Source organism: Microcoleus sp. AT9b-C3 (assembly GCF_036705485.1).
GTDB lineage: Bacteria > Cyanobacteriota > Cyanobacteriia > Cyanobacteriales > Microcoleaceae > Microcoleus.
The window spans coordinates 16,607-30,823 of the sequence record NZ_JAUBUR010000046.1 but is presented as its reverse complement, the minus strand read 5'-3'; the positions used below and the strand labels follow the sequence as shown (position 1 = coordinate 30,823).

Here is a 14,217-nt window from a genome sequence, read left to right as displayed (position 1 = left end):
GCGCACACGATACTCTGGCGCTTCTTTGAGCCTACATTCCGCACTTCTGACTATGTTAAGAAGTGCGGAATGTAGGTTAAAAACTAGAAAAATCTAGTTTTTAACGTTGGTGATTGAGTGCGACAAATCAATTCGTCGCACTCAATACATTACTTCGCGGCTTGACGCTCTTTGGCTTCCTTGATCACTTCTTCCGCGATGTTGCTCGGACAAGGAGCATAGTGCGAGAAGGACATGGAAAACTGGCCGCGGCCAGATGTCATAGTACGCAAGTCGCTAATGTAACCAAACATTTCGCTCAACGGCACATCTGCCTTGATCCGTGCTCCTGTCTGGCTTGTCTCCTGAGATTTCATCATCCCCCGGCGGCGGTTGAGGTCGCCGATCACGTCGCCCATGTAATCATCTGGAGTGAATACATCGACATTCATAATCGGTTCGAGCAACTGAGGCCCGGCTTTAGGCAGAGACTGCCGATAGGCCGCTTTAGCAGCAATTTCAAAAGCCATTGCTGAGGAGTCAACGGGGTGGAAACCGCCTTCTAGTAGGGTGAATTTCAAGTCCAAGCAAGGGAATCCGGCCAAGACGCCTTTGTCGATGCAGCTTTCAAAGCCTTTTTCGACCGCTGGCCAATATTCTCTCGGCACGCTACCACCGGTCACTTTTGATTCAAACTGGAAGCCAGTTCCAGGCTCACCCGGCTCGATCACATAGCCGATTTTGGCAAATTGACCGGAACCACCTGATTGCTTTTTGTGGGTGTATTCGTCTTCGAGGCGCTTGGTAATCGACTCGCGGTAGGCTACCTGTGGTTCGCCGACTTCTACTTCGATGCCGTGGGTGCGCTTGAGAATGTCTACTTTGATGTCGAGGTGTAACTCGCCCATCCCCTTGAGAATCGTTTCGCCGCTTTCTTGATCCGTCACCATGTGGAAGGATGGGTCTTCTTGCACCATCTTGGTGAGGGCTGCTCCCATTTTTTCTTCGCCGCCTTTTTGTTTCGGTTTGACCGAAATCGAAATAACGGGATCGGGGAATACCATCGGCTCTAGGGTGGCGGGATTTTTGGGGTCGCAGATGGTGTGTCCGGTGCGGACGTTTTTCATGCCGACGATCGCCACAATGTCCCCTGCTTGCGCGGATTCAATTTCTTCGCGCGAGTTGGCGTGCATTTCTACCAAACGGCTGATGCGCTCGGTTTTGCCTGTGGCGGTGTTGAGTACGGTGTCGCCCTTGGACAACTTACCGGAGTAAAGGCGCGTGAAGGTTAAAGCACCGTAGCGATCGTCCATGATCTTAAACGCCAGTGCCCGCAATGGCCTGTTGGGATCGACAACGGCAAACTCGCCGGTTTCCTCGCCTTCGAGATCGACTTCTGGCTGTGGTGTGACTTCCATCGGGTTTGGCAGATAGTCAACTACGGCATCGAGAACCAACTGCACGCCTTTGTTTTTAAACGATGAGCCGCAGTAGGTGGGGAAAAATGCCCGATCGCGAGTACCTTTGCGAATGCAGCGCTTGAGGTCGTCGAGGCTCGGCTCGTTGCCTTCGAGATACTGTTCCATCACAGCGTCGTCTTGCTCGACGGCCAGTTCGATCAACTTTTCGCGCCAAGTTTCGACATCATCGACCATATCGGCGGGGACATCTTTAATTTGATAGTTCATGGGATCGCCGGAGTCATCCCAGATCCAGGCTTTGCGGGTCAGCAAATCGACTACGCCACAAAACTTTTCTTCTATGCCGATCGGCAATACCATTACCATCGGTTTAGCTCCGAGGATTTTATCGACTTGCTGGACAACGCGGTAAAAATCTGCACCGGTGCGATCGAGCTTGTTGATGTAGATGACGCGAGCCACTTTGGAATCGTTAGCGTAGCGCCAGTTGGTTTCCGATTGCGGTTCAACTCCACCCGAACCGCAGAACACACCAATGCCACCATCGAGAACCTTCAAAGAACGGTAAACTTCGATCGTAAAATCGACGTGTCCCGGAGTATCAATGATGTTGAGCTGATGGTCGTTCCAGAAGCAGGTGGTAGCAGCGGATTGAATCGTAATACCGCGCTCTTGCTCCTGTTCCATGAAGTCAGTAGTCGCCGCGCCTTCGTGTACTTCACCGATTTTGTGGATTTTGCCTGTCAGTTTCAGGATTCTTTCTGTTGTGGTGGTCTTGCCAGCATCTACGTGGGCGAAGATGCCGATATTTCGATAACGAGTGAGATCTTTCATAATTAGTGTTGAGATTAAATGCGACGAACCGTCGGCGACCACCTGCAAGCGTAACCAGCGAGGAATCAATGTTGCCTTAGGCGCCAGTACAGGCCGGATTTCCTTTCCCCTGTTTCTGGCAGAACTATCTTAATTTTGACACTTCTTCGTCATTCCTGCGAAGGATTCTGGGTGGAATAAGTACCCCAAGCCTGGCTCCTGATAAAAATAGCGTAGATTAAGGCCAAAATCCTCTCTTAAAGTAGTTTGGGTTGAGGCACTCGTTTCCAACAAACTCGTGTTTTTGACGTTTCGATCAACCTGATATTTTGCAGCAGTCTCAGCAAAAAAGTATAAACCGCGTTTCCTGACAAAAAACCTAGGATTTTACGTGAGTTTATGGGAAGAAAACCAGTTTCTGACCTTACTGACATTAAAGAAGTAGGTGCAAATAAACCGCCCTATGGGGAGGATGGTGGGTGAGTGCAGCAATAAACTGGCGGCTTTGATATATATTTGCTTAACCCGCGACTACAAAATATTATTAAAAATCCCGTTGCTGCGTTCAAAACTATCTAAGTCAAAATCGAGCCGCTCATCATCCGCTGATATCTCCGCTCCAATTCATCCCGCACCACCGGCCACTGATTCAAACTTTCATCATTCTCAATTACCATTTGAGCCGCCGCCCTCGCCAACTCCAAAACCTCCTGATCCTCCACCAAACTAGCCAAAGCAAAATCCGGCAAACCCGACTGCCGAGTTCCCAAAACCTGACCCGGCCCGCGCAACCTCATGTCCATTTCCGCAATAAAAAAGCCATCTTGAGATTGTTCTAAAACCTTCATTCTCTGCATAGCTTCCCCCGATTTGGAACCGGGCATTAACAAACAATAAGAACGGTTGCTGCCCCGACCGACTCTACCCCGCAACTGGTGCAGTTGCGAAAGTCCAAAACGCTCAGAATTTTCAATCAGCATTACCGTGGCATTCGGCACGTCTACTCCCACCTCGACCACAGTAGTAGATACTAAAATATCAGTTTCTTTGTCCCGAAACTTAGAAATTGCTTCATCTTTGTCGGCACTGCTCATTCTACCGTGCAGCAAACCCACCTTAAACTCAGGAAATACGCTTTTTTGCAGTTTCTCTTGTTCCTCAATTGCCGATCGCACGTCCAACTTTTCCGACTCCTCCACCAGCGGTAGCACTACATAAACTTGACGCCCGCTCGCCACTTCCCGCCGAATCAAATCGTAAGCTTGAATGCGTTCTTTGGCAGACAGTACAGTGGTTTGAATCGCCTGCCTGCCGGGGGGAAGTTCATCAATTTGACTCACATCTAAATCCCCGTGCAGCGTCAGCGCCAGCGTCCGGGGAATGGGAGTTGCCGTCATCGTCAAAACGTGGGGAGCTTCGCCTTTTTGCTGCAATTTAGCGCGCTGCTGCACACCGAATCTGTGCTGTTCATCAATTACCGCCAACCCCAATTTATGGAAATTCACTGTATCTTGAATCAGCGCGTGAGTTCCCACTAAAACAGGCAATTCTCCGGTTTCTAATTGGTTGTGAATTTCGCGGCGCTTGGCTATTTTTGTCGAACCAGTTAACAGTTCGACAGACAAGTGCATCAAGTTAAACCAACCTACCAATTTGCGATAGTGCTGTTCTGCTAAAACTTCTGTCGGGGCCATTAAAGCGGCTTGATAGCCCGATTGAATTGCTGCTAGCATTGCCACGACGGCGACTACGGTTTTGCCAGCACCGACATCGCCTTGCACTAATCTGTTCATCGGTTGCGACGAAGCTAAATCGTTGAGGATGTCGTTAATTACTCTTTCCTGAGCATTAGTTAAGGCAAAAGGCAAGATTTCATAAAAATGTTCGATCAATTTGCCAGTAGGAAGGATGACTGCACTAGCTTGAGCTTTCCTTTGGGTTTGGCGGCGCTTTAAAAGTCCTAATTGCAGGTAGAAAAATTCGTCAAAAACTAAGCGGCGGCGGGCGGCTGACAAGCAATCTCGATCGAGGGGAAAGTGAATATTAGTCACGGCATCGCCTAAGCCCATTAAACCGTAACGCTGGCGCAAGTCCTCCGGTAGCGATTCTGGCAACATTTTCGCCGCCGGCATTGCAGCCAAAATCGATCGCCTCACCGAACCCGCATCCACCCCCTCCGTCAGCGGATAAACTGGTATCAAGCGGCCGACTTTCATTGATTCGATCGCACCGCCGGAGTCGTCTAATACTTCTAACTCAGGATTTTCTAAAGTAATGCCATATTTACCCTGCTTCACCAACCCCGAAGCTGCCAGCACCGCACCGGTACAATACTCGCGCTTTTTGAATTCTTGCCAACCGCGATTACTGTAGCGAGGGCCTGCAAAAAAACGACTAATTTTTATTTCTCCGGTGCGGTCTTTTAAAATTACTTCTAATATGGTTAACTTCTTATTCTTCGGACTAGAAAAGCAATTGCAGCGCTTTACTTGGGCGATCAAAGTGACTGTTTCCCCAGCTACCAGCTCGCGGATTTGTACTTGCTTTGCATAGTCAATGTGGTTGCGGGGATAGTAGTAAAGCAAGTCATATACAGTGTATAAACCGAGTTTTGCCAAGCGGTTGCCGTTGGCGGGACCGATGCCGGTGACGCGGGTTAACTGTTGGTCGAGAGTTAGGCTGGGCGGTGGGGGTGCTGTACTCAGGGGTGCAGTTCGGGGAACGGAAACTGCTGGGGCGGTTGGTTCAGAAGCGTTAGCGTTTGCGGGTCTGACTTGTCGTGCAAGTTCAAGCTGGTGGCGAGTTTCTTGTTCCCAAACTTGCTCCATTTGCCTCAAAAAACTGACCGTAATCGCGATCGAATGTTGGCGCTGTTCGAGATCTTTCTGAGGATAGATGTCAAATTCAGCGGCTAGTTGTCTGGCTCGATCGCGCGAAGAAGCGGCCACAGAACCTGCAAGTTGTCTCAAACTCAGGCCCAGAAACTCGCTGAAGCGGTATTGACTGCCTTGGATGTCGTTAAATCCGCGATCGGCTTCTACTGAAAGAGCTTTTTGCAATCGCTGCCATTCTGGTTGGTTATTAGTCATCAGTCATTAGTAATTAGTCATCAGTCATTAGTAATTAGTCATTAGTCATTAGTCATTAGTTATTAATCATAGCTCAAGAATTCCAGACAATTGACAACTGATAACTGTCAATTGACAACTGACTAATCTTCAAACCAACTCGATCGCCAAGCCGACTCAGCCTCCACCACAGCGAGTTCCCGCTGCTTTTTCTGGTAATCGCGGCCCAGCGAGTTCAACTTTACAGAGAGGTTACGAATTTGTTGGCGCCAAGCCGAGGTTCCCGCATCGGCAAACTCTATTTCCGATAGCCGCAGTTTAATCGCTGTAATGTGCAGCGCCCTACTACCAAAGGTTTCTGCCAATTTTCGCGATGCTGATGAGGCATCGGTTTCAATGATTAAGTTTAATAAGTTAGGCGGCCCGGCAACGCTGTCGCCGGAGGATTCCGCACCAGAAGCAGCTTCTAGAATCGGTTCTGGCAATTGACTCGGCAAGATTCCAGACTGTTGCAGCAAGCGGTTGGTGTCGCGAGAAAGCAGCTTGAGTATATTGACGATCGACTTTTCAATACTATTTTGCCAGCGTGCCAAACTTTCAGGGGAATTGGCATTTGGCAATTGATAATTTGCCAATGAAAATAGATAGTTAATCGCGGAAACTTGGTTTTTTTCCTTTTCGTCTTCTTCGTCTTCCTCTTCTTCTTCTTCTTCGTCTTTGTCGAAGTCGTCTTCGTCTTCGTCTTCCTCTTCGTCTTCCTCTTCTTCTATCTCTTCCTCTGCTTGTGATTCACTCACCAGCGATCGCAATTTTTCCTCCGACGCCGCAGCTAAAGCCCTTACAGACTGCTGCATTTTTTGCCTCCCCTCAAAGGACAACTTGAGAAACGACTCCGGTACTGCTTGAGTGCAAAGGTGATAGCAAGCCAAAATTAACTGCTGTCGCACCGCTTGTCCCAACGCAGTTAAATAACCTTCGTAGGTACTGCTAAACTCCAACTTCAAGGCTGCTAAAGCCTCTTCGAGTCCTGCCAAATCTTGCTCTATTCGCTCTCTTGGTCGCACCATATCTTTCGTATAAAATTAAAATAAGCTAATCCACCTTTAAATTCTCTGGTCAATTAAATTTTCACTTTTGTGGCGTGGGCAGCAGATCCCGCCCTCAACAAAAAATTTAAATGAACAACAGCTTAAGACTTATGCAAGTTTTCACTTTTTACGATGTCTGTAGTAGTAAGGTGCGCACTGCGCACCCTACAAATATAGTCTGTCCATAAGTCTTGTAAAAATTAAAAATTAAAAATGCAAAAAATCAAGTTTTCACATTTTTAATTTTTAATTCTCAATCTTAAGTTGGGATTATTGAACACCCATTTGGGCTGCCACTTCATCGGCAAAGTTAGCTTCTACCTTTTCAATGCCTTCGCCCAAGACAAAACGCACGAAGCGGCGCACTTGGACATTTTCTCCAATTTGGGCGATCGTTTGTTTCACCAACTCTTCCACCGAGATATTCTGATCTTTAATAAAAGGCTGATCCATCAAAGATAACTCTTTCATGCGCTTCTCAATCCGCCCTAGAACAATCTTTTCTTTGATGTTCTCCGGCTTGTTGCCCAAGTCATCTTTGCCCATTTCAATTGCCTTTTCTCTTTCGACAACTTCGGCGGGGATATCTTCAACTTTCACGTATTCCACATTCGGGCAAGCTGCAATTTGCATCGCAATATCCCGCACCAACTTTTGGAATTCTTCGCGACGTGCCACAAAATCTGTTTCGCAGTTAACTTCCACCAGCACTCCCACGCGGCCGCCGGTGTGAATGTAGCTGCCTACAAGTCCTTCTGACGCGACTCGTCCCCCTTTCTTACCTGCCGAAGCCAGACCTTTTTTCCGCAGCCACTCAATGGATGTTTCTATATTGCCTTCGTTTTCAACGAGGGCTTTTTTGCAGTCCATCATGCCCGCGCCAGTTTTTTCGCGCAGTTCTTTAACAAGTTTTGCAGATATGTCCGCCATCTTCTTTAAGTTCCCAATCAAAATTAGTTATTAGTCCTTAGTCATCAGTCATTAGTCATCAGTCATTAGTCACTAATTTTAATGTTAATGATTAGACCAGAGTGAAGAAATACCCAGTCCGTCTTAGGGCAGACTTTGTACCTGTAGCGCCAGAGTTAATTCTGAGGCTGAGAGAATGAATGCTTTTGCCATAACTCTAGTATAGGACTTACGCAAAAGAGCTGTTTTTACACCACTTGTGATGGTAAGGTGCGCAGTGCGCACCTTACAGGTAGTGTCTGTGCCTAGGTTGTATACTAATGACTTAGACTCGTGCCATGTACAATTAAAAATTAAAAATATCCAACTAAAAATAATTATTATTTTTAATTTTCAATCTTTAATTTTTAATTTCCTGGTGTCAGATTCCGAGGGCAATACTAGCTCTCGGTTTCTTCGCCGTCAGTGTCGGCGTCGTCGGGATCTACATAATCGGGGTCATCCAATTCTTCGATTTCGACATCATATTCAGCGCCTTCGTAACCACCGTCGTAGTCGTAGTCTTCCTCAGAGTCACCGCCCTGCTGACCGTGACGACCTTCGTAGATGGCATCAGCCAACTTGCCGACAATCAGCTTGATCGATCGAATAGCATCGTCATTCGCTGGAATCGCAATGTCAACCAAATCCGGGTCGCAGTTGGTATCCAACAGAGAGACGATCGGAATTCCCAACTTTTGGCATTCCAACACCGCATTATACTCGCGGCGTTGGTCTACTAGCACCACTCCGTCGGGAATCTTCCGCATAGATTTAATCCCGCCCAGATATTTCTGGAGTTTTGCCATTTCTCGGCGCAGCACAGAAGCTTCTTTTTTCGGCAGCAAATCGAGGGCGCCGATTTCCTCGCGACGCTCCAAATCCTTGAGGCGCTCCACGCGGGACTTAATCGTCGTCCAGTTGGTGAGCATTCCCCCCAGCCAGCGCTGGTTGACGTAATAAGCACCGCAGCGTTGAGCTTCTTGGGCTACAATCCCTGCAGCTTGGCGCTTCGTACCCACGAACAAAAACTTTTTGCCTTTTTCTGAGGCAACTCTCATGTACTCGTAGGCGTCTTCCATAAGCTGAGCGGTTTGCACGAGGTCGATGATGTGAACCCCGTTGCGCTCTGTGAAAATGTAGGGAGACATTTTCGGGTTCCACCGACGGGTTTGGTGTCCGAAGTGAACCCCTGACTCTAACATTTGAGCCAAACTGACTACTGGCATTGTATTTTTAACTCCTGATTCGGGTTAATCCTCCACCCGGTCGTATTTCTGAAGGTTTGCGCCCTCGAAACACCCGAAAACCCGGATGTGCGAATTTAAACAACTTTTCTAGTTTATCACAAGCGCGCTACTTTTTCTGACAATCTGATATCCGTAGGGTTGGCTTGGCACCCGGATGTGAGATTTAATGGGCGGGTTGGGTGCGGGGTGTGCACGCTGCGGTTAAAGTTACTTGCAAGAGCTTCTTAAAAACAAAAAATCCAGGTGGAAGGTTGCCAAAGCCTTTGTTCGCTTGTGAGAGAATGGCGTTGTTGGTGCGCCTAAGAGTGCCTTCTACCTTCGATCGAGCTGGTATCCATTTTTTTCGATCGGCAATTCAGTCAGCTTTAGTAGCCTGCCCTCTCCATCCGCAAAAATCCCAAAGCTAAAAACGCCATGCCCATACCCATTCTCGTCCTGCTTGAAGTTCTAATTGTCATCGCACTTTCGAGACTCGTAGGTTTAGGATTTCGAGCGATCAAACAACCTCAAGTCATTGGAGAAATTGTAGCAGGAATTATGCTTGGGCCTTCTCTGTTTGGCTTAGTTGCACCAGATTTAGCAACAGCACTTTTTCCAGCCGAAGCCGTTCCCTTCCTCAATGTGCTATCTGAGGTGGGGCTAATATTTTTCATGTTTTTGATTGGTTTGGAACTGAATCCCAAGTATCTCAAAAGCAATTTAGATATCGCAATTTTAACTTCTCACGTCAGCATTCTAGTGCCGTTTTCCCTGGGAAGCTTGCTAGCGCTGCTGCTGTATCCCATCGTTTCAAATAATAGCGTTTCCTTTACCGCCTTTGCTTTGTTTTTAGGCGCTGCGATGTCAATTACGGCCTTTCCAGTGCTGGCAAGAATTATTACAGAACACAACTTGCAGAATACAAAATTGGGCACGCTTGCCTTGACTTGCGCTGCGGTAGATGACGTGACAGCTTGGTGCTTGTTAGCGGTGGCGATCGCAGTTACTCGTACTAATTCGATGCTCGGTGCTTTGCCGACAATTATTGCATCTTTAATTTACATCGGTTTCATGCTGACTGTAGTCCGCTGGTTCTTGCAGCGACTTTCCAAACAGTACAACCGCACTGGCAGATTAACACAGTTATTGCTCTCCGGCATTTACATGGGAGTTGTAGCTTCTGCCTTAATTACTGAATGGATCGGCATTCATTTAATCTTCGGTGCATTTTTGCTGGGCGCTGCTATGCCTAAAAATGCGGGGTTAACCAGAGAATTAGCCGAAAAAACCGAAGACTTTGTACTAATATTTCTGCTGCCAATCTTTTTTGCTTACAGCGGCTTGCGAACTCAAATCGGCCTGCTCAACAGTCCAGAATTGTGGCTGCTGTGTGCCGCAGTTTTAGGAGTGGCTATTATTGGAAAATATGTCGGTACTTACGTTGCGGCGAGAGTTTGTGGTATCAACAACCGCGAAGCTTCAGCCCTGGGATGGCTGATGAATACTCGTGGTTTGACTGAACTAATTGTGCTGAATATCGGTCTTTCCTTGGGTGTAGTTTCGCCGCTACTATTTACGATGTTAGTCATCATGGCTTTAGTGACAACTTTTATGACTTCCCCGCTGTTGGAGTGGACTTATCCAAAACGGTTAATTAGATTAGATATTTCAGAAGTTAACTCGGAGGATTCAGAATTAGAAGATTCACAAATTGCTGACAGCAATGAAGAAACTGCTAATAAATTGCTGCCCACTTATCGAATTTTAGTACCTGTTGCCAATCCCAGCACGCAGAAAGGTTTACTGCGACTAGCAGTAGCGCTGGCGCAGCCGGCTGCTGGTATTGGTGGTGATGATTTACAGTCGGCGGCGGTTCATCCTCTGAGTTTGATAGAATTAAATGATGACTATGCTTTTGAAAGTACGCCTGCAGAAGCCGATCGCATTATTCAAGAGCGCCGCTCGAAATTATCAGAATTGATTGAGAGTTTGGAACTGCCGGAGGCACAAAAATTCGTACATCCCATCATTCGGGTTACTAATGATGTAGCGCGGGAAACGGCCCAAATTGCGGAAATAGATCGCGCAGATTTGATTTTATTAGGATGGCACAGACCTACTTTTAGCAGCAACCGTTTGGGAGGACGTGTCGGTCAAATTCTCAGCAACGCTAAGGTGGATGTAGCAATTTTTGTTGACAGAGGTCGGGAAAAATTGAATAACTTGTTAGTACCTTACGCGGCAAACATTCACGATGATTTGGGGTTAGAATTGGCGCTGAGACTGTTAGTTAATAGCGAGGAACGCCGTTTGACGGTGCTGCGGGTGGCCGTTGACGGGGAAGCTGAAAATGCTCTGAGTTATGAGTTTCAGCGAGTGATGGAGCAGTTGCCGGTTGATGTACGATCGCGCATTGAAACTCCGATTGTCGAGGCTGCTGAACCCATTCAAGCAGTGGTTGCGGCTTCTGCTAATGCTGATTTGACTATTGCGGGTACGAGTCGGGAGTGGGGAATTGAGCGCCAAACTTTGGGACAGTATACTGATGAATTGGCTGTGCAGTGTCATTCTTCGCTGCTGATTGCACGATGTTACGTTAGAGTGCGATCGCACTTGGCATCCGTACTTCCTCAAATGTAGTCAGTTGACAGTTGACAGTTGACAGTTGACAGTTTTTGATGCCCAATTCCCAATTACTAATTACCAAGATTATGAATCATTTAAGCCTCAAATCGCTGGCATTTTACGGGATTGCGATTGGCTCAGTTTCACTGCTGTTTAAAGTAGTAACTGTTTATGGAGAAGCAAATTTAAAGGCTCCTCCGGCAATTGCGGGAAATTATCGCTTCGATCCTAAAAGTTTGCCCGAATGTCTGAAATCTGATGTTTTGGTATTGACAATCCAGCAATCGGGTGTTTATTTGAGCGGTAATTTGCGATCGGGCAGCAGGCAGGGCCGGGAAAACACAGCCGAGGAGAAACCTTCTCTACTTGGTAAGTGGGAAACTCAAGGATTGAACTTGTCGGGTGCGGTTCCTAATTTAGCTGGTTGCAGCGACTCCACAGCAACCGGTCAAAACAGTTCTGTTAAAATGCGCGGAATTGTCGAGCAAGAAAGCCTCAAGGGAAAAATTAGTCTAACTGATAAGACGGCGGCTACTGATTTTACGGCTCAAAGAGAAGCGGCAGTGCAACCCCAGAAGCAGGAACATTGATTGATCCCAATAGAGAATAAGAAATGGGAAATGGGTAATTCTTTGACGCTTTCCGACCGAAAGCATCCAGGATACAAGCCCCCGGATTCATCCGTCCAGAAATAAAAAACCTGTATCCGATAAAGGAGTCCCCGACTTGATCCGTGGGGTCAATCGAAAATCGAAAATCGAAAATCGAAAATCGATTGACTCTCCCCTTCTCTCCTCATGAACCAAAGAATCACAAAGCTGTGGCGGGGTGGGGGAGTGGACGATCGAACTCCCGTCACCGGAGCTCGCTTGTGACGGTCGGTTGCTGCTAAATTGAAAATATACCTAAAAGTTAATGATAAAAATAAAGTATCCCAGAAGAGTCCTTGGTTGAGAATTTGTCTTGCTCAAGACCCCCCGTGCCCGTATAGTTTGTTTGGAATGGATGTTGCCGTGATATTAATGCCGTCAGAAACTTCGCTTACCCAGTCAAACCCGTTGATTTTAGACAGTTTGCCAGACTTGTCGCCTTCCGATGGGGGATGTCCCCGCCGAGCCAGATTGCAAATTGACTTGATGTTGCTGGCGATCGAAGCCTTGTATCTCGGAGGTGCTGAAGAAATGCTGGCCGTGTCAAAGGATCTGGAATTGGAATCAATTATCAAAAATCGGGTTGCCCTTTGGCTGATGCGTAATACTAACCCGCTGAGACGCTACACGCAGCGCCGCTCGCTTACCACGGTGGAGGCAAAAGCGCTGGTGGCGATCGCCTGTAATATGGCGCGTAAGTTAACCGCCACAATTCGGCAGTTGCTGCTAGACTCGCAGCAGTTGCGATCGAAAAATATCCCCCTCAACCAGAACCAGCCGCTGGCCGAGTATTTAGAACGCTTTCGAGCTCACTTTCGATCGCGCATGAACCCCAAGCGATCGCTAGTTGCAGCTTACGATTCCGACGACAAGCTCAACGAACTAGCTTTAAACTTGTTGAGCAAACTGCTATTTTGTACAGGCACAGCCGGAATGCAGCGCTTCTGGGTTAGCCTGTTTGATGGAGAAGTTGAATAAAAAATGACTATTAGGCGTCAGTACAGTCTGCCAAATTGCACCCTAGTTCTAGAAGGGTTGAGCGATGGTTCGGCAGCCAGCCAGTTAGATATACGGCCGGTGCTTTCCATATTAATGAGCGCTGAATGCTATGTTACAGGTCTTGGCGAACCCCTAAGCGGGGGACGGGAGTTTTTTGAAAGCTTGGTGAGGGCTGTCAGCAGCTACGCTCAAGAATTTATGAGCGGAGTGCATTATCCCGATCGCTACGGCCCGAATGCGGGTATGGTGCAGTTACACAGAATTGACGGCAACGTGCATCGGTTGACCGTTCTACCCGCCTCCACAGGCAGCGCAACCCAAATCGATCAAAAAACAGAACTGTCGGCAAAAGTTGATTTGACGACGGTACAGCTATTTGACTTGGTAGAGGCGATCGATCAGTTTTTTGCCGACACGCAGACGCTGCCGGAATTGTCGCTGCAATTAACCCCAATATCCAAGCGTTACGTCAAGTCGGCCGAACCTTTGGCGAAGCGGAGTTTGCCTGCTGTAGTGGGGGTGTCGAGTTTGGCTTTGGCGGCGATGGCATTTTTCTTGGTGCCGGTGCCGGAAGTCCAGCGCCCTAGAGATCCGGTGCCGCAGCCCAATCCAGCGGGTCAAAATCAAGGGACGCCGAATCCGGGCGGATCGGGTTCGCCTAATCCCAATCCCACGCCCCCTGCGGACGGTTTGCTGCCTGGGACTCAAACTCCCAACGCTGAATCGCTTTCGCCGACTCCGATCCCCGCGCCGCAGTCAGACGCTTCACCGAGTCCCACACCGCAGTCGGACGATTCACCGAGCCCCACACCGCAGTCGGACGCTTCACCGGAAAGCACGCCCATTCCTGTTGCTGAAGGTTTGGCAAGCCCTGAAGCAGCACCCCTGCCAATTACCGATCCAGAGGAAATTGAGCTGTTGAGGGGCAAACTTTCCCAGCAAATTGACGGAGTTGTGAAGAATCAGCCTCCAGTTGATGCGGAGTTGGTTTATCGGGTGAGTGTGGCCCAAGACGGGGCGATTGTCGGTTACAAGTCGGAGAATTCGGCAGCAGTCGAGAGATCCGAAACGCCGTTGTCGGAGTTGCTTTACAAACCGGTTGGCACCAGGCCACCTGCGGAACCGCTGGCTGATTTCCGCGTAGTTTTGGCACCGGGTGGCACTGTTGTAGTCACTCCTTGGTAATGATTGATTGTTGACTGTTGACTGTTAACGGTTAACTGTTAACGGTTGACTGTTGACTGTTGACTGATACCAAATCCTGCTTAAATGCTGCTTCATACCATGTCGGATCGAGCACGCATAATACAATTGCCGGGGCGGGTTTTTGAGATTGTCGGTTTTTAGCAAATATTGTTGGTGAACCCGCCCCTACATGAATCAGGGTAATTGACCGG

The 14,217-nt window shown here is 48.1% G+C and carries 9 protein-coding genes; 4 read left to right on the top strand and 5 right to left on the bottom strand.

The features are described 5' to 3' along the window. Positions 1 to 149: 149 nt before the first annotated feature. The 5 genes from fusA to rpsB form a co-directional block, all read right to left on the bottom strand. On the bottom strand, positions 150 to 2,234 hold the full coding sequence (gene fusA, locus QUB77_RS27670; RefSeq protein WP_333179735.1) for an elongation factor G: 2,085 nt from the start codon (positions 2,232 to 2,234) through the stop codon (positions 150 to 152). Between the two features lie 554 nt (positions 2,235 to 2,788). Continuing rightward, positions 2,789 to 5,302 (bottom strand): ATP-dependent DNA helicase RecG, encoded by a 2,514-nt coding sequence (recG, locus tag QUB77_RS27665; RefSeq protein WP_333179738.1) that lies wholly within the window; start codon positions 5,300 to 5,302, stop codon positions 2,789 to 2,791. Between the two features lie 122 nt (positions 5,303 to 5,424). Next, positions 5,425 to 6,348, bottom strand: coding sequence for a hypothetical protein (locus QUB77_RS27660; RefSeq protein ID WP_333179741.1), 924 nt, complete (start codon positions 6,346 to 6,348; stop codon positions 5,425 to 5,427). 291 nt (positions 6,349 to 6,639) lie between these two features. Beyond that, positions 6,640 to 7,299 (bottom strand): translation elongation factor Ts, encoded by a 660-nt coding sequence (gene tsf / locus QUB77_RS27655; RefSeq protein ID WP_333072626.1) that lies wholly within the window; start codon positions 7,297 to 7,299, stop codon positions 6,640 to 6,642. A gap of 419 nt (positions 7,300 to 7,718) precedes the next feature. After that, complete coding sequence (gene rpsB / locus QUB77_RS27650; RefSeq protein WP_333179743.1) at positions 7,719 to 8,546, bottom strand: 30S ribosomal protein S2; 828 nt, start codon at positions 8,544 to 8,546, stop codon at positions 7,719 to 7,721. Between the two features lie 435 nt (positions 8,547 to 8,981). Between rpsB and QUB77_RS27645 the strand changes: the two genes are divergently transcribed. The 4 genes from QUB77_RS27645 to QUB77_RS27630 all read left to right on the top strand — a co-directional run bounded on the left by QUB77_RS27645 (position 8,982) and on the right by QUB77_RS27630 (position 14,005). Beyond that, complete coding sequence (locus QUB77_RS27645; RefSeq protein WP_333179746.1) at positions 8,982 to 11,186, top strand: cation:proton antiporter domain-containing protein; 2,205 nt, start codon at positions 8,982 to 8,984, stop codon at positions 11,184 to 11,186. A gap of 71 nt (positions 11,187 to 11,257) precedes the next feature. Then, positions 11,258 to 11,761, top strand: coding sequence for a hypothetical protein (locus QUB77_RS27640; RefSeq protein WP_333179748.1), 504 nt, complete (start codon positions 11,258 to 11,260; stop codon positions 11,759 to 11,761). 411 nt (positions 11,762 to 12,172) lie between these two features. Continuing rightward, positions 12,173 to 12,799 carry a DUF3038 domain-containing protein gene (locus QUB77_RS27635; protein WP_333179751.1) on the top strand — a complete coding sequence of 209 codons (627 nt, stop codon included), beginning with the start codon at positions 12,173 to 12,175 and terminating at the stop codon, positions 12,797 to 12,799. A gap of 3 nt (positions 12,800 to 12,802) precedes the next feature. Continuing rightward, entirely contained in the window at positions 12,803 to 14,005 is a 1,203-nt protein-coding gene (locus tag QUB77_RS27630) for a DUF4335 domain-containing protein (protein ID WP_333179754.1), read from the top strand. Positions 14,006 to 14,217 lie beyond the last annotated feature (212 nt).

What these genes read in the sequence shown, in the direction of transcription:
- QUB77_RS27630 (WP_333179754.1), top strand. Translation starts at nt 12,803, where the DNA reads ATGACTATTAGGCGTCAGTACAGTCTGCCAAATTGCACCCTAGTTCTA.
- QUB77_RS27640 (WP_333179748.1), top strand. Translation starts at nt 11,258, where the DNA reads ATGAATCATTTAAGCCTCAAATCGCTGGCATTTTACGGGATTGCGATT.
- QUB77_RS27645 (WP_333179746.1), top strand. Translation starts at nt 8,982, where the DNA reads ATGCCCATACCCATTCTCGTCCTGCTTGAAGTTCTAATTGTCATCGCA.
- recG (WP_333179738.1), bottom strand. Translation starts at nt 5,302, where the DNA reads ATGACTAATAACCAACCAGAATGGCAGCGATTGCAAAAAGCTCTTTCA.
- rpsB (WP_333179743.1), bottom strand. Translation starts at nt 8,546, where the DNA reads ATGCCAGTAGTCAGTTTGGCTCAAATGTTAGAGTCAGGGGTTCACTTC.
- fusA (WP_333179735.1), bottom strand. Translation starts at nt 2,234, where the DNA reads ATGAAAGATCTCACTCGTTATCGAAATATCGGCATCTTCGCCCACGTA.
- QUB77_RS27660 (WP_333179741.1), bottom strand. Translation starts at nt 6,348, where the DNA reads ATGGTGCGACCAAGAGAGCGAATAGAGCAAGATTTGGCAGGACTCGAA.
- tsf (WP_333072626.1), bottom strand. Translation starts at nt 7,299, where the DNA reads ATGGCGGACATATCTGCAAAACTTGTTAAAGAACTGCGCGAAAAAACT.
- QUB77_RS27635 (WP_333179751.1), top strand. Translation starts at nt 12,173, where the DNA reads ATGGATGTTGCCGTGATATTAATGCCGTCAGAAACTTCGCTTACCCAG.